Origin of the sequence: Fischerella sp. PCC 9605 (assembly GCF_000517105.1) — a bacterium.
Classification (GTDB): Bacteria; Cyanobacteriota; Cyanobacteriia; order Cyanobacteriales; family Nostocaceae; genus PCC9605.
The window spans coordinates 1,030,779-1,047,448 of the sequence record NZ_KI912151.1; the positions used below are offsets into that span (position 1 = coordinate 1,030,779).

The 16,670-nt window shown below is 41.9% G+C and carries 15 protein-coding genes; 7 read left to right on the forward strand and 8 right to left on the reverse strand.

Translation table 11 applies throughout. The features are described from left to right. Positions 1-11 precede the first annotated feature (11 nt). Positions 12-1,427: an aspartate ammonia-lyase gene (locus tag FIS9605_RS0129555; RefSeq protein ID WP_026735803.1), complete on the reverse strand. Its 1,416-nt coding sequence runs from the start codon at positions 1,425-1,427 to the stop codon at positions 12-14. Positions 1,428-1,491: 64 nt separating this feature from the next. Here FIS9605_RS0129555 and pgsA point away from each other — a divergent pair, with 64 nt between their 5' ends. After that, complete coding sequence (gene pgsA, locus FIS9605_RS0129560; protein WP_026735804.1) at positions 1,492-2,067, forward strand: CDP-diacylglycerol--glycerol-3-phosphate 3-phosphatidyltransferase; 576 nt, start codon at positions 1,492-1,494, stop codon at positions 2,065-2,067. 19 nt (positions 2,068-2,086) lie between these two features. Here the strand turns inward: pgsA and FIS9605_RS46245 are convergent, their stop codons facing one another. The 4 genes from FIS9605_RS46245 to FIS9605_RS0129575 all read right to left on the reverse strand — a co-directional run bounded on the left by FIS9605_RS46245 (position 2,087) and on the right by FIS9605_RS0129575 (position 4,118). Continuing rightward, entirely contained in the window at positions 2,087-2,212 is a 126-nt protein-coding gene (locus FIS9605_RS46245) for a hypothetical protein (protein ID WP_269321080.1), read from the reverse strand. Positions 2,213-2,396: 184 nt separating this feature from the next. Further along, the gene (locus FIS9605_RS0129565) at positions 2,397-2,744 is read right to left on the reverse strand and encodes a HepT-like ribonuclease domain-containing protein (RefSeq protein ID WP_026735805.1); all 348 of its coding nucleotides are present in this window, start codon (positions 2,742-2,744) and stop codon (positions 2,397-2,399) included. Next, on the reverse strand, positions 2,734-3,024 hold the full coding sequence (locus FIS9605_RS0129570) for a nucleotidyltransferase family protein (protein WP_026735806.1): 291 nt from the start codon (positions 3,022-3,024) through the stop codon (positions 2,734-2,736). The genes FIS9605_RS0129565 and FIS9605_RS0129570 overlap by 11 nt, the downstream gene beginning before the upstream one ends. A gap of 152 nt (positions 3,025-3,176) precedes the next feature. Then, positions 3,177-4,118, reverse strand: coding sequence for an NAD-dependent epimerase/dehydratase family protein (locus tag FIS9605_RS0129575; protein WP_026735807.1), 942 nt, complete (start codon positions 4,116-4,118; stop codon positions 3,177-3,179). A gap of 305 nt (positions 4,119-4,423) precedes the next feature. Here FIS9605_RS0129575 and FIS9605_RS0129585 point away from each other — a divergent pair, with 305 nt between their 5' ends. From FIS9605_RS0129585 to FIS9605_RS0129610, 6 genes are all read left to right on the forward strand, one after another. Continuing rightward, entirely contained in the window at positions 4,424-5,569 is a 1,146-nt protein-coding gene (locus FIS9605_RS0129585; RefSeq protein ID WP_026735808.1) for a glycosyltransferase, read from the forward strand. A gap of 100 nt (positions 5,570-5,669) precedes the next feature. Next, a complete protein-coding gene (locus FIS9605_RS0129590; protein ID WP_026735809.1) occupies positions 5,670-6,506 on the forward strand; it encodes a sugar transferase in 837 nt (278 codons plus the stop codon). Between the two features lie 575 nt (positions 6,507-7,081). Beyond that, positions 7,082-8,161 (forward strand): GDP-mannose 4,6-dehydratase, encoded by a 1,080-nt coding sequence (gene gmd, locus FIS9605_RS0129595; protein WP_026735810.1) that lies wholly within the window; start codon positions 7,082-7,084, stop codon positions 8,159-8,161. A 22-nt stretch (positions 8,162-8,183) separates the two neighbouring features. Then, on the forward strand, positions 8,184-9,128 hold the full coding sequence (locus tag FIS9605_RS0129600; RefSeq protein WP_026735811.1) for a GDP-L-fucose synthase family protein: 945 nt from the start codon (positions 8,184-8,186) through the stop codon (positions 9,126-9,128). A gap of 107 nt (positions 9,129-9,235) precedes the next feature. Beyond that, a complete protein-coding gene (locus FIS9605_RS0129605) occupies positions 9,236-9,793 on the forward strand; it encodes a 5-formyltetrahydrofolate cyclo-ligase (RefSeq protein WP_026735812.1) in 558 nt (185 codons plus the stop codon). Positions 9,794-10,116: 323 nt separating this feature from the next. Then, positions 10,117-10,956, forward strand: a complete 840-nt coding sequence (locus FIS9605_RS0129610; protein WP_026735813.1) for a carbohydrate ABC transporter permease — start codon at positions 10,117-10,119, stop codon at positions 10,954-10,956. Between the two features lie 67 nt (positions 10,957-11,023). Here the strand turns inward: FIS9605_RS0129610 and FIS9605_RS0129615 are convergent, their stop codons facing one another. The 3 genes from FIS9605_RS0129615 to FIS9605_RS43225 form a co-directional block, all read right to left on the reverse strand. After that, positions 11,024-11,653, reverse strand: coding sequence for a sugar transferase (locus FIS9605_RS0129615; RefSeq protein WP_231510505.1), 630 nt, complete (start codon positions 11,651-11,653; stop codon positions 11,024-11,026). A 385-nt stretch (positions 11,654-12,038) separates the two neighbouring features. Next, positions 12,039-16,310: a hypothetical protein gene (locus FIS9605_RS0129620; RefSeq protein WP_026735815.1), complete on the reverse strand. Its 4,272-nt coding sequence runs from the start codon at positions 16,308-16,310 to the stop codon at positions 12,039-12,041. A gap of 48 nt (positions 16,311-16,358) precedes the next feature. Continuing rightward, the gene (locus tag FIS9605_RS43225) at positions 16,359-16,577 is read right to left on the reverse strand and encodes a hypothetical protein (RefSeq protein WP_155960564.1); all 219 of its coding nucleotides are present in this window, start codon (positions 16,575-16,577) and stop codon (positions 16,359-16,361) included. Positions 16,578-16,670 lie beyond the last annotated feature (93 nt).

A 16,670-nucleotide genomic window follows, 5' to 3' on the forward strand; every position in this document is an offset into this window, starting at 1 on the left:
ACTAACTACATTTATTCGAGGGGTACAATTTGGCTCATTTGTTCTAAATTTAAAACTTTGGCTAATTCCGCCTCACTCATTAGCCCTTTTTCCAGTACAATCTGCCGCAGAGATTTGCCTGTTTCCAAAGATTCTTTTGCTACAGCTGCGGCATTCAAATAGCCAATGTGAGTATTTAAAGCTGTTACTAAAGCTAAACTGCCTTCCGCATATGCTAAACAACGTTCTCGGTTGGCAGTAATTCCTTGAATGCAGCGTTCGGTGAGTACGGCAATAGTATTACCAAGAATTTCGATGCTGTGAATTAAGTTATAGGCAATCAGTGGCATCATCACATTCAGTTCTAATTGTCCTGCTTGGGCTGCCAGTGCGATCGCGCTATCATAACCCATTACCTGAAAACACACCATTGATGTCATCTCTGCCATGACTGGGTTATACTTACCCGGCATAATCGAAGAACCAGGTTGCACTGGTGGTAGCTGAATTTCTTTTAAACCAGTTTTCGGCCCGGAGTCCATCAATCGCAAATCGTGGGAGATTTTAACCAGATCTTGGGCTAAGTTACGCAAAGCACCGGAAACATTGACAAATGGTGCCATACTCTGCATAGCTGCCATCAAGTGGGGTGCAGGTTGTAAAGGAGTGTTAATTAGTTCTGAAAGAGTTTCTACCACACGGGTGCGATATTGGGGATGGGTATTTAACCCTGTACCCGCTGCACTACCACCCAAACCCAGCACCATCAAATCCCCACTAGCTGCGTAAATCCGATTTTGGTGTTCTGTGAGGATTTGCACCCAAGCACGAAAATTTTCACCCAAGCGCACAGGTACGGCGTCTTGCATGTGGGTTCTACCAGAACGAACGATATCTTGGAATTCCGAGGCTTTTGCCTCTAATGCCGCGATCGCCGTCTCCAAAGCTGGGTGCAGTGTTCTGGACAACGCCAATAAACCACCAATACGAATTGCTGTTGGAATCACATCATTGGTAGACTGCCCGTAGTTAACGTGATCATTGGGACTGACACGCTTGTAGTTACCTTTCTCATCGCCGAGAATTTCTAACGCCCGATTTGCTAGAACCTCGTTAATATTCATGTGATGAGAAGTGCCAGCACCAGCTTGATACACATCTACCACGAACTGATCGCGGAACTTGCCAGCTAGCACTTCATCCGCAGCTTGAATTATTGCCTGACTGATATCTTGGGGAATACAACCTAGTTCGCCGTTGACTATAGCCGTAGCTTTTTTAATCAAAACGCAAGCATCTACGTACGTAGGTAAAGGCTTAATACCACTGATGGGGAAGTTTTCTGTGGCACGTAGTGTTTGTATACCGTAGTAAACACTACTAGGGATTTGGCGATCGCCCATCGAATCGCGTTCTATTCTGGATTGGGAATTAGTTTGTTGAGTCATAGCAATTTTAGATTAACAATTGGTAATTGGTAATTGTTTTTCCCATTACCTAATTTAAAATCGCATGACTTTACCTAATTGGATTACCTTCTCCCGCCTTTTGGGGTTGCCATTTCTGCTTTACGGTTTACATAACCCCACGCCAACAGCTAGGTGGGTGTGCTTGGCAATTTTTTTAGTTGCAGCTGGTACTGACTGGTTAGATGGTTATTTAGCGCGGAAACTCAATCAAATTAGTGACTTGGGTAAATTTCTCGACCCTTTAGTGGATAAATTGCTAGTACTCGCCCCATTACTAGCTTTTATTGAACTCGGACAAATTCCGGCTTGGGGAGTATTTCTGATATTGGCGCGGGAATTAGCGATCGCAGGTTGGCGTGTCAATCAAACAAAAATTACTGGTGCAAATATTTGGGGCAAACTCAAAACTGTTAGCCAAATAATTGCGATCGCCCTTTTAATTGCACCCTTACCGGAAATCTGGAAAATTCCTTCCCTTATCGCTTTCTGGATTTCTGTCGCCCTGACGTTGATTTCTGGAGCAATTTATCTTTTACCGCAAACAAGCAGCATAAGTACCCCAAATGAAACAGATTCAAAGTCAAGCGAACGTAGAATAATTGGTGGAGGTAATGCTTGATGAGAGGTTGCGTGATTTGTCAAATAGAGCCAATTAGGTGGCGCAGATGGGCGGCGTAGTGATAGCAGTCAGCCGCAGTGCGACACACACGTTCACCATCGAACTGCCACCGGAACCACATCAACCTCTTGATCGGGTCTGACACGAATTGCAAAGGGAACTCTTAAATACGCTTAAAAACGTGGGAATAAGGACGCTTGGTTTTTCGGCTCGTGTGCCTCTCAAAACAATTCTTTGTTCAAAGTGGGCTTTAAACCCACAACGCGCATTTTTTTCCTGTTAAGAGTTCCCCCTTTTTCCCTTTTGTAATATCCTTTTTATCGTTTCAATCAGAATCCAAAACCTGTATCTAATAACTGCTGTACTTGTAGTTGTAAAGGTCGTATTTTACTTTGCACAATATCCCAAATAATCTCATCTTCCACTTGAAAATAGGTATGAGCAAGAATATCCCGTAAGCCAGCAATCTTACGCCACTCTATTTGAGGATGACGAGTACGTATATCTTGGGGAAAATTTTTCACAGCTTCCCCAATTACTAAAAGGTTAAAAATTACAGCATCAAAAGTACGTTCATCTGCAACAAACTCTTCAAAAGTCATACCTTGGGTGTAATGCAGTATTTTCGTACAACTCGAAACAATATCTTCTAAATACAACTTGAGATTACGTGACATAGATTGCTTCTTGCTCTACAGTTTCACGAATTTGTGGCTTCAGAGCTTTCCAAGTCACCAAATCTACGCGAGTTCCCAACTGATCTTCTAAATATAATTTCACGTCCATGTAGCGGTCAAAGGTTATCGGTGGCTCGAAATCAACCAAAATATCTACATCGCTATTGCATTGAGCTTCATCTCTAGCCACAGAACCAAACAAAGCTAGGGAATGAACACCTAAAACTCTCAAATTAGTCTTCAGATTTCTTAGAGTAGCAATTACTTTATCTCGTTGCATATAATTGACCAAGAGTTTTCAGCTTGGCATAAAAATTAATATTATCACATCATCCGATCGGGGCAAGAAGGGGTAAAGTTAACCTACCTTCTACCCTGAATCGAATATGCAAATTAAATGTGCTTTAGATGACAAATGCTATTAGCAATTAGCTATTGACTGTTCGCTTGCAAAATCTCCTCATCTACAGAAAAATCTATTTCTGCCTTATCTCGCTCTGACACCAAATAATCATTCTCGAATGAGTCTTTTAACCCCGAAATTAAATCATACTCGGGCTGCCAATCTAATTCTGTTATGGCTTTATTCACTGAGGCAAAGAAGTGCTGTGTCCGCAGGGGAAAAGCTTTGCGCTTGCCGAAATCAAACTTTTTCGGGTCGTAATGGACGATTTTGATTTCGTCAGGAGATTTGCCAGCAGCAACAGCGCACGCACGGGCTAAACCATCAAAAGTGACAAAGCGATCGCCAGAGACGTTGTAAATTTGCCTTAGCGCTTTAGAATTGCCCAAAACTTTGGTCATAGCCCTGGCCAAATCTTTGACATGTCCTAGCTGGGTAATATGTAACCCATTGCCAGGAATGGGAATAGGGCGATCGCGCACAATTCGGTCAAAAAACCAAGCTTCCAAGTCGTTGTAGTTTTGGGGCCCGTAGATGTATGTGGGACGAATAGAGGTAAAGGGTATTTTTTGTTGTGTCAAGTAAGCTTCTGTTTCATATTTACCCCGGTGGCGACTTTTCGGATCGATGGCATCGCCTTCGGTATGAGGCATTTGGTCTGATTTCAGATACACGCCAGCAGAACTCATGTAGATAAAATTTTGCACGCGGTCTTGAAAAATTTCTGCTAGTGGTTGAGTATCAGTAAGTTCCCGCCCGTTATTGTCAAAAATGGCATCAAAATTTTCTTTAGACAGTTTTTCTTTGAGTTGGGTGGCGTCAGTGCGATCGCCCGTAATTTGTCCTACGCGCCCAACTGGTGCCGGACGATTGCCACGATTGAAAAGTACCACCTCATGTCCTTGCTGCACTAGCAGTTGAGTGAGGTAGACGCCAATAAATCGAGTGCCACCCATAATTAAAATTCGCATAAATCCCCAATTTTATGTCAGTTGCATTAGAGACTGGGTACTGGGGATTAGGGATTAGGGACTGGGGATTAGGGATTAGGGATTAGGAACCTAGTACCCAATCACCAATCACCAATCACCAATCACCAATCACCAATCACCAATTTGAGATTATCAGCTTGCGGTATCTGTGGAACCTCTTTTGAGAGGATTGCGTCTTTTCTTAGGATATGGGGCATTTCCCATTTTTTTAATACAAAGGGAAACTTTTCAGTTAACCTCATAAGTTTGCTAAGTGTTTTCTACCTATCTAATTAAAGTTAGCTGTGCCCTTGAAATATGCTTTAGTGCATGAGTGGCTGACACCTAAAGCCACAGGCGGTTCAGAACTAGTAGTGCGGGAAATTCTGAACCATGTTGATGCGGACTTATACGCCCTCATCGATTTTGAATCTAGCAACCCGGAGAGTTATTTATACAAGCGTCAAATTGGCACGACGTTTCTTCAGCATTTCCCCTTTGCCCGCAGAGGTATACAAAAGTACTTGCCTTTTTTACCTTTAGCAATTGAACAACTCGATTTGCGGGCGTATGACATAATTCTCTCTTCATCCCATGCTGTTGCTAAAGGGATTCTCACTACTCCTGAACAGTTGCATATTTGCTACTGCCACAGTCCCATGCGCTATGCCTGGGACTTAACGTTTGACTATCTACGCGCCAGCAAGTTGGGAAGTGGTTTACCTGGGTGGGCAACTCGATATTTATTACACAGTTTGCGTTCGTGGGATGTATTGAGTGCTAATCGTGTTGATTACTTTATTGCCAATTCCCAGCATACAGCTCGGCGAATTTGGCGCTGTTATCGACGCAAAGCAACTGTTATCTATCCGCCTGTTAATATCGAGAGTTTTCCTTTTTTGGCTGACAAAGAGGATTTTTATCTAACTGTTTCCCGGTTGGTTAGTTACAAACAAGTATCTTTAATCGTCAGGGCTTTTAACCAAATGCAAAAAAAATTAGTAGTAATTGGTACAGGTTCAGAAATGAAAAAAATTCGTGAAATGGCAAACTCTAATATACAAATATTGGGGTGGCAACCTGATGAGGTTGTAAAAAAATATATGGCTCATGCTAAAGGTTTCGTGTATGCAGCTTGTGAAGATTTTGGCATTGCCTTAGTAGAAGCACAAGCTTGTGGCACGCCAGTGATTGCTTATGGTGCTGGTGGTGCCAAAGAAACAGTGCGGGATATTCGCACGTGGGGAGAAACTGGAACGGGTATATTGTTTGAGGAACAAACAGAGGCGGCTTTAATAGAAGCCACAGAAACGTTTGAAACCTACAGAGGTAAGTTTAATCCCGAGTATGCGCGATCGCACGCCGCTCAGTTTCAAGCGCCAGTTTTCGCTCAGTGTTACCTAGAATTTTTACACAAGTGCATTGAAAAAAAATTTCAAAAGTCCGTGTAAGTTCTTTTTTTGCGTAGGCTTTTGGAAAATTGCTCCCAGAAGCACCTGCGTTTGGCTTTAAGATTGGGACTATGTGTGGTGTGGATTATTAAGGAGTATGATGACTGCCCAGAGCTCACTCCTCTCCGGCAAGCGATCGCGTAGTGCATCCAGGACAGGGCGCTCTTTTTCTGATAGTGCCTCTGTGACTGAAGCACGTTTACAACCCGGTGAAGCTAGGTTGACGTGGATCGGGCGATCGCGTACATTCCTAAAACGCGGTCAATCCAGAAAGACGACTCCCAGGTTTAAACCCAGAGGTTTGTCTTTTCAGGCTTTAAACGGAGAGTTTGCCAAGCGACTGTTTGATATTGTCTTTTCGCTCTCTGTACTAATTTTGTTTTCCCCCGTCTACTTAATTTTGGCCTCTCTAATTGCTTTAAGCTCAGAAGGCCCAATTTTTTATATCCAGGAACGGGTAGGTAAAAACTACAGGCCTTTTAATTGCATTAAATTCCGCACGATGGTGACTAATGCTGACGAAATACTCATGCAAATGATGGATACATCGCCTGAGATGCGGCACGAGTTTGAAAGCAATTTTAAGCTCAAGCATGACCCCCGGATTACAACAATTGGTAAATTTTTGAGAATTACTAGTTTGGACGAATTTCCTCAGTTCTGGAACGTCCTAAAAGGGGACATGAGTGTTGTTGGTCCGCGACCTTTGGTAACGGAAGAACTACCTAAATATGGTTGTCACATCGATCAGATTTTGACTATTCGACCTGGCATAACTGGTTTATGGCAGGTCTCTGGACGCAATGACATTCCTTACCCTAGGCGAGTACAAATTGACCTGCATTATGTAAAATTCAGGAATTTTTGGCTCGATTTATGGATAGTTTTGAAAACGATTCGTGTGGTCATTATGCCCAAAGATAACGGAGCTTACTGAAAAAGTACAAAACGCTGATTTACCGGGGCAGTTAATGCCCCAAAATTTTTCAAAAGCAAGGAAGAAAGAAGTAGGAAATCTAGTTCATAAACTTTGAAAAAATATAGCCAAATCTACCCAAAATTCAAATTAATTTATTATTGACAATTTATTATTCATAACTAACACCAATTTAAAAAATGATTGCGATAGATGGATTGACAGAACCCCGACAGAGACAGTCATTCCCAATCCAAAATCTATAGACGCGCCTTCTTCGGCTTCCCGCAGGGTAATCTAAAATCCAAAATGGTATAACCTAATGTTTTTCTTCATTTTTTCTTCACAAAATCCAGAATTAATATAAATTTTTAGTAAAAATTTTAAAAATGTCTAGATGAAATCAATACACTTTCCTGTTTTGGCTACGAGGTAACTCGTAAAAATATTTTAGAATCAGCGTATTTACTGAGGTAAACTAGCTGAGGCCAAGTGAGATTAGTAGGTTTCCCATTGGGCAATTGAGCAAATACTTGCTAGGTTGTACCAGGTCGCCTGTATAAATAATCATCAGAAACGACAAGGGATTATTGAGCATGACGCAACAAAAGCGAGCGTTGATTACTGGTATTACCGGTCAAGATGGTTCCTATTTGAGTGAGTTTTTACTCGAACAAGGTTATGAGGTTCATGGCATTATTCGCCGGACTTCCACCTTCAACACAGACCGCATCGATCACATTTATGAAGACCCTCACAAAGAGGGAGTGCGGCTGTTTCTTCACTACGGCGACTTGACGGACGGTACCACACTGCGCCGCATTTTAGAAGAAATCCAGCCAACAGAAATTTACAACCTAGGCGCTCAATCCCATGTGAGGGTAAGCTTTGATGCACCAGAATACACGGTTGATGCCGTTGGAATGGGAACGCTGCGCTTGTTAGAAGCGATCCGCGATTATCAGCGTCGTACTGGTATTCAAGTGCGTTTCTATCAAGCTGGCTCTTCAGAAATGTTTGGCTTGGTACAAGAAGTGCCCCAAAAGGAAACTACGCCGTTTTACCCCCGCAGCCCCTATGCCTGCGCTAAGGTTTATGCTCACTGGCAAACAGTAAACTATCGAGAGTCTTACGGTTTGTTTGCCTGCAATGGCATACTTTTTAACCACGAATCTCCCCGACGGGGTGAAACATTTGTCACGCGCAAGATTACAATGGCAGTGGCCCGCATTTTTGCCGGCAGACAGAAAAAATTGTACATGGGTAATCTAGACGCTAAGCGAGATTGGGGTTACGCCAAAGATTACGTCAGGGCAATGTGGATGATGTTGCAACAAGATGAGCCTGACGACTATGTGATTGCCACTGGTGAAACTCATTCAGTGCGAGAGTTTCTAGGACTGGCATTTGGTTATGTAAATCTCAATTGGCAAGATTATGTAGAATTTGACTCACGCTATCTCCGCCCAGCAGAAGTAGATTTGCTAATAGGTGATTCTACAAAAGCACGGCAAAAGTTGGGTTGGAAACCCTCGGTAACATTTGCAGAACTAGTTGCCCTGATGGTGGAAGCAGACTTACAAGCCTTGGGATTAACTTCTCCTAATGGAACAGTGGCAAACGTAATTAAGGATAATGCCATGATTAGGCAAGAAGTAGGCGTGTTGCACCTGTGAACAAGAACCACGAGGACAAAAGATGAACGCCTTAGAACTAACGAATAAACGGATTCTCGTCACCGGAGGCTCAGGTTTTCTGGGACGACAGGTAGTAGACCAGTTGTGTAAAGCTGGAGCGAGTTTAGAGAAAATCACAGTACCGCGATCGCGTGATTGCGATTTACGCTTGATGGAAAATTGTCAGCGTGCAGCTGACCAACAAGACATTATCATCCATCTAGCTGCACACGTCGGCGGTATTGGTCTCAACCGTGAAAAACCCGCCGAATTGTTTTACGACAACTTGATGATGGGAACCCAGCTAATTCACGCTGCCTATCAAGCTGGTGTGGAGAAATTCGTCTGTGTAGGTACTATCTGCGCCTATCCCAAATTTACCCCAGTGCCATTTAAAGAAGATGACCTGTGGAATGGCTACCCAGAAGAAACCAACGCCCCCTACGGTGTGGCAAAAAAAGCTTTGTTAGTACAGCTACAGGCTTACCGTCAACAGTACGGCTTTAATGGTATTTATCTTTTGCCAGTGAATTTGTACGGGCCAGAAGATAATTTTGACCCCAGAAGTTCCCACGTGATCCCGGCACTAATTCGCAAAGTTTACGAAGCACAAATCAAGGGAGAAAAGAAAATCCCTGTTTGGGGTGATGGCAGTCCTACCCGCGAGTTTCTCTATTCAGAAGATGCAGCACGGGGAATTGTCATGGGTACTCATTTCTACAACGACTCGGAACCAGTGAACTTGGGAACTGGTTACGAAATCTCCATCCGCGATTTGATTAATCTAATTTGTGAATTGATGGAGTATGAGGGTGAAATTGTTTGGGAAACCGACAAACCTAACGGTCAACCCCGTCGTTGTTTGGATACCGAAAGGGCAAAACAAGCTTTTGGTTTTACTGCTCAAGTAGACTTCAAACAAGGGCTTAAGAATACGATTGACTGGTGGCGTAAGAACGCTGCTTGAGTTTAGTCTGAGTTGAATTAGGCATAATATAACCACAAAGACACCAAGACACAAAGAAGTGTTTCCTTGGTGTCTTCGTGCCTTTGTGGTTCATTCTTTATGATTGGATGGAAAAAACACAACTACGCCGATCGCTTTTGAAAAAACGTCAATCTATGTCAGTTGAACAATGGAAACAAAAGAGCGATCGCATTTGCACGCACATTCTCACTTCACCACTGTTTACCGAGGCAAAAACAGTTCTTGCTTATTTCAGCTTTCGTCAAGAACCAGATTTGAATCCCTTGTTTGATGCCTACTCTACAAAAATATGGGGACTACCTCGTTGCGTTGGCAACTCTCTGTATTGGCATATTTGGACACTTAATGACACAGTACAAATTGGGGCTTATGGCATTAGCGAACCTCATCCTGACGCCCCAAACATAGACCCTACTGAAGTGGATTTAATTCTCATACCTTGTGTTGCTTGTGACTATCAAGGATATCGCTTGGGTTACGGTGGAGGATATTACGATCGCTTGCTAGCTGCACCTGAGTGGGAAAAGAAACCGACAATTGGCATTGTTTTTGATTTTGCCTATTTGCCTGAATTGCCTATTGAACCTTGGGATAAACCTTTAGGTGCTGTTTGTACAGAAACTGGATTGAATTATTTGCTTTAGACTATTTCACAAACTTTCTGTCGTACAGGCTCTTGAAGTACGCAAATCCTACATACTGCCCCTCTAATATAAGAGAATTTAAATGTTTACAATTAAATATCAAATCAGTAAATTCAGAGAAGTTACATCTAATATGAACTCGCGATGCAAAATAGCATGTATTTTAGTAACAGTATAATTATTTTTGAATAAGCAAACATCAAAAAATGACTAAACTCACATGAATAAACCATCTGTATTTATTTGTGTACATCTATGTGCATCGGTGGTCGATTTTTAAACATGACTTTGGTCGTCATTTCAATTCACATCAGACGTAAATTATGAATTTTTCAAAGAGCAACTCACAACTTCATATTCTGACAATCTACGGACTCTTAGGGGCGATCGCATTAGTAACCCTCTTTCCCTTGCTTTGGCTAATTAGTACGGCATTAAAATCTCAAACGGAAAATATCTTTCAGTCGCCGCCGCAGTTATTGCCAAGTCAACCTACTTTGGAAAATTTTGTCAGTGTTTGGCAAACCAACCCCTTTGGACAGTATTTATTCAACAGTACTCTTGTAGCGGTGCTGACTGTTGGCTTAAATTTACTGTTTTGCGCTTTGGCTGCTTATCCTCTAGCAAGACTGTCCTTTCCGGGAAGAGACTGGATTTTTATTGCGATCGTTTCTACAATTATGATTCCTTTCCAGATTGTGATGATTCCTCTATATATTTTGACAGTCCAGTTGGGTTTAAGAAACACTTATTTAGGAATGATTTTTCCGAGCTTAGCTTCTGCTTTTGGCATTTTTCTATTACGACAAGCTTTTATGAGTGTTCCCAAAGAAATGGAAGAAGCAGCACGGATGGATGGCTGTTCAGAGCTAGGCTTATGGTGGAATATCATGTTACCAGCAATTCGTCCTGCACTGGTTACTCTGGCAATTTTTGTTTTTATCGGTTCCTGGAGTGACTTTCTTTGGCCTTTAATTGTCATCCAAGACGAAAATTTATATACCCTGCCTTTGGGAGTTGCCAAACTAGCGGGTACGTTCTCTCTTGATTGGCGCTTAGTAGCTGCTGGATCGGTAATATCTATTGTTCCTGTACTGATATTATTTTTATTTTTACAACGCTATATAGTACCGACAGAAACTGGAAGTGGTGTGAAAGGATAGAAAATTAAAAATTAAAAATTAATGGAGATGCATCCTGACAAATGGAAGTGAAGACAGCAGAAAAATTTTAGTAGGCTCCACGTTTTGTCAGTACCACCAAGATAGTTTTGAAAATCAGACTAAGATCGTAGGCTATTGACCATTTGCGTTGATAGTCAATATCCATATCGACGATATTTTCAAAGTCTTTGATGCTAGAACGACCATTTACTTGCCATTCTCCTGTCATACCTGGTTTAACTCGCAGTCTTTGCCAGTGATGTGCTTGGTAATGCATTACTTCATCAGGAGTAGGCGGACGAGTACCAACTAAGCTCATCTCTCCGCGTAGAACGTTCCAAAACTGAGGTAATTCATCTAAACTAGTGCGGCGTAAAATTTTACCTACGCGAGTAATACGAGGGTCTTCAGTGCACTTAAAGATATGACCTGTAGCTTCGTTTTTCACTAAATGCTTGAGTTTATCTGCACCGACAATCATAGAACGGAATTTCCACATCCTAAAGGGTTTTCCGTTCAAACCACAGCGAATTTGGCAATAAAATATCGGGCCGGGATTGTCAATTAGAGTAGCAATTGATACAGGAACTGTCACTACGGCTGTAACTAACAGCCCAACAACAGCTCCTAGAATGTCAATTACTCTTTTTGTAATACTTTTAACAGACCGATGTAGAGGTTGGGGTGAAAAATTAATCGAATTGAAATTCTTCTGGAAATGCGAGTAATCAGTATTAGTGGGTGCTAAGCTGGAAATAAATTCAAACACGGCTTCTCTCGGTTTTTACTTATATTAATGGTTTATAGTGTAAATATAAACAACCACTTTTTACACCGAGAAGCCCAAAATATCAAGTTTATACAATCTTTTTATTAGGTATGGAAAATTTAAAATTCTGATATTGCTTGCGGAGAAGGTCTAGAGGCTAGTGTAAAAATACTTCTATTTTCTTTGTGTCTTTGTGCCTTTGTGGTGAAAAAATAAATTTTATTAACCACCAAGACACTAAGACACCAAGTAAAATCACAGGCAAATTGGACTTTTTTAACCCACCTTGACAGGACTAGTCCCTAGTCTCTACTTAATGCACAACTCCTAAGACGAAATTAACTGTATAAGGTTCCTCCAGAGATTGTTGAGTACTAGCTTTAACGAGATCGAGATAACGACGCAGAGACTGTAATTGTGGGGGATTAGGGCGATAGGTGAGACTCCCTTGTTTTTCAAACAGTGGTGTGTTGGCGATCGCCTTGTAGTCAAAATTTTCTCTGGAGGTGAGATTAAGCCAGGAAGAATCTGTACCGTTAGGCATCAAACCAGCAGGCAACTCACCTTCTAAGAAAGCCAGCAGGCGTTGCTGACAACTGCGGGTATTGATACCACGAGCCTCGAATAACTGGATAATTTCATTGAAAGATAAAGCTCGGTCTGGTATTAATCGCAGTAATTCTGTGAACAAGAAATAATCAGTGTACTGTTGCCTAGGCACTTCTAATACCTGGGGATGTAAGGGCAGCATTGCTAAACCGTATGCGACTCGACTGCAACAGGGAGTACCATTTTCACCCAAATACAAATCTTGAATAATCTTGGCGTTGGGGAGTTTTTGCCGCAGCCAACGAGAAACTGCTCCTAAGCTGGCTGTACCGCCAGTTAGGATGGCTTGATTAATGGCTTCTGTGGGTATGCCTTTGGCAACCAACAACTTGTTAAGTTCGCGATTGAGGCGACGCACAAATGGCACAAACACATGACTTTCTAAATCTCGCCGCTGCAAGAGCCAGCGTTGGTCTGCCAATTCCAGTGTAAAAGATTCTTGGTGTTGCAAAATCAACTTCAGGGCTACTGCTGCATCTAAAATTGCTTTGCCGAGAAAAGAACTTTCTAGCCGCTGCTGCAAGTAAATGCGATCGCTCGTATCTGGTTCTCCTGGCCGAGGTAAAGTTAAATTTTCCAACCCTAAACTAGAAAAGCTCATCCGTTCTATACCTGGAATGGCTGGTTGCCATTGCCGGGAATTGTCGTTGTTACTATTTTCCTGGGTGGGATTGTGTGGTTGTCGCCATTTCGTTGGCAATAGCAGCTGGCAAATAATGTCTTGCTCGATTCCTTTGCCAGCATAAGCAAAACTGTGCAGCATGAAATCGCTGTGAGTCAATTCGTCCAGATTTTCTGGCAAATCAACTAGTGCCATTTCCGTTGCTACTGCGCCAATATTAATCACAAGAGTGCTACCAATAAGCGGATGGTCGCTGGTTTTAGCAGTTTGAGCATCTTGTCTACTGCCAAATTGGATAATTTCGCCACTAGCACCATCGAGTTCGCTAAGCAGACTGGCGATCGCTTCTTCGACAAAAAATACTTGTTGGGGATGCTGGATAATTTTGCTCACTAGCAAAGCTTCTCGGACATTGAAACGATACTGTTCCGACCAGTTAGAGGGACAGGTGCAAATTACTCCAGCCAAATTATCGATAGCGCTGTGGAAGCTTTGTTGGTTTAAACCAACCGCCGCCGCAGTTAAACCCAGAGTGGTGCTACTGCGATCGGACTTTAACGTTAGAAGCAATTTCGAGAGCGATCGCACAACCCAAACCAAAGGAACCGTCGCCACTTCATTGAGTTGCAATACAGGTTCCCATTTTTGCCGTTCATTTCTATAAGGAAGGGCAATTTGTAGATAAGGCTTTAACTGCGCGGAGAAAAGATTTGGGGTAGTACTAGTACCTTGTTCCTGTGCTTCTGTTGTTTCTGTTTCCGATTGCTGAGTAGCAGTTGGTGGTAAATAAACCTCTGCTGGTAAACGAAACGTTTGCGTTCTAGAAGTTGCTTGAGGTTGATTTTCTGCGAACCAGTAGAGAGGAAATATCTCTGTTGTGGAGCGATTTAATAGAGTCGCAGAAATTCCCGTTGTGCCCAAATCAATACCAAGATACCAAACCGAGTCTCGAATCTGACGCTCAATTTCTGTATCAATTACAAAATTGCTATCGGAAGGCACAGCAACTTCGTAAGAGTCTGTTGTGGCTTCCTTTTTTTTTTCAGTTTCAGCTAATTGTGGGTTAGATAAATTAGTGGGAAGCTTATTCTCAACTGCTTCTTGCTGTTCTAAATCAGTAGCAGATTGCAAATACGAATAGACCTGCTCATCAAAGCTAGCCAAATCCCGCTCCAATTGCTGCAACAGTTCTTCATTCAAAGAAATCTCGGGTATAGCTACATTTTGATTTTCTGCTTGTAACAGTAAATTTTCCTGTGACGAAGCCGGAATAAATTGCTCTGAAGACTCATTCAAATTCTGATTGTTAATTGTTGCTGCTTCTGTTTCAGGTTGGTCTGGTGTCGTGCTTGCTGAATTTTCCGCAAATGCTACTTCAGATAACTGCTCGCTAGTGCTGACATCAATCGACAATTCAGTCAGAAGTGCGATCGTATCAGCAGTAGGCGGTTGTTCAACAGGAAGAGACTCTGTATTTTCTACAAATGTGATTTTGTTCCATAAATCTAATAATTGCTCTCTCACAGATCGAGATGCAGCTTGTGTATTCTCTGGGTTAGAGTTGCTCACTTCTAAAAGACCAGCGTCTGGTTCGTCAAACCAGGGATCGGTCATAGCGACACCAGAATCAGTTGTTTGCACTTCGTTTGTTGAGGGTGCAGGCGTAATATTGGTGGTATTCAACTCATATGAGGAGGCCGCATCCACAGATAATTCGTCTATGACATCGGGGATTTCAAAATCGATTTCTTGCAGGAAAAGCTCTAATTCTTTTTGTGGATTTGCTACGGTTTGAGCATCTACAGATAATTCATTTGTTAGCTCTGGAACTTCAAAATTAATTTCTTGGGGAACAAACTCTGATTCTTGTTCTTGATTAGTTGTAGTTTGAGAATCCACAGATAATTCATCTATAACATCTGGAATTTCAAAATCGATTTCTTGGAGAACAAATTCTGATTCTTGTTCTTGATTAGTTGTAGTTTGAGCATCCACAGATAGTTCATCTGTGACATCTGGAATTGCAAACTCGATTTCTTGGAGAACAAATTCTGATTCTTGTTCTTGATTAGTTGTAGTTTGAGCATCCACAGATAGTTCATCTGTGACATCTGGAACTTGAATATTTTCTTCTTGGGGAGTAATCTCAGAGTTAGCGGCAATTAAATTGTCAATTCCAAACAAACTAGCATAAAGTTGATCTACTTCATCACGAATAGATACAGAACTATCTTGGTGTAATTGGTCTGTGGTGCTATCAATAGCTGTGTCTGAAGAGTTTTGCGTATCTTGATTGAGTTGCAAAAGTACTGCTTCGATATCCGCTGTTGTGGAAGTATCTTCGCTGAGTTGAGCATCAGTTTCTTGAGGATTATTGGTAAGTGAATCTGATGTATCAACTGGTGTAGATTTTAATAATTCATCTGTTAACTGATTTCTGGTATTGCCTGATTGTAAAGTTTTTTGCTCAGAGGGAAGCGCTTCTTTTTGAATGTCAATGGTAAATGGTTCTTGAGAAGCAATTTGTAACTGTACATTATTGATCAAGTTCGTCAATAACTGTTCCCCTTGCAAGCCCTTGCTATACATTCTTGCTAGGGCTTGGGATAAAGACTCGTGATATGTATGAATATTGCGCTGTAGTGCTTCAAACACTACATTTACAGTTCCATCGAGTGCGAGTAAACGTCGATCCAACTCGCTAGCAAGGCTTGTTAACCGTTCCAGTTGTTGCTGTGGTTCTAACAAAGGTGAAGCAGAAGCAATTTCTGGATTGCCCTTGTTATGTATTATGGAAGAACTACCAATACCAAGTGGAAGTAACTGCTGCGGTGAATTCGGCAATGTTTCCGGCATCTGAAACTGAAAATTGCCATGTAGGCGATTTGTTAACACCTGCAAAAAATCTGCTATGATTTTTTCCTGGTTTGCTAACTGCTGTGCTAACGAGTAATTTTGCAGTCGCCTTTGCTCGAGTTCCCTAATTTCCTGTACAAGATTTGCCCGTTCTTCCAACAACGTTCGTAATTCTGCTTGGAGTGGAGCCAGTAATACCGACAGTGCGAGCGTATCAGGTTGGTTAATACTACCTTGTTCTGAGTAGGTTTGATTTTGCTCTAACAAAAAGGAATTATTTTGATCTGCGAACCTCGATAACAAAGATGATGGCTGCGATTGTAGCTGTTGCTGGTTTTCTGTGCTGCCTATTTGCGCCTCCAGAAAGTTACGAATTTTTTCTAAAACCTTTCGTGGCTGTTCTCTCTCACTAGAGAGAAACCGAGAGAGGCGCTTGTTAGTCAATAAACTGTCAATGTCTGCAATTAGTGTTTGAATTTCAGTTGTGCGGGAAGTCACGTTGATCTACCTTAATTAACTAGAACTGTACGTCTGGTGGTGTGCCAATTACTTAATAACTACTGCCATTATGTTATGCATCAGGTGAGCGTCCACCAGAAGTGAGCGATGGTTGGATTGCGCTCCAATCTGATTTGCCTCTAAGTAAAGCTTGCAAGGACTCACGAAGTTAATCGAGCGTCCGAGACGCTTCGCGATCGCACCGAGTTGTAAAAGATAAAGATTAGTTATCCAAAAAGAATTCTGTAATTTTCTAAAAGAAAACATTTTACAACGAGCTGTTCAAGTCTGTAACGTTCTATAGTTAGAACCAATCTCAGTTCTGACTGAAAACAGCCAAGAATCATAACTTAGCAAAAA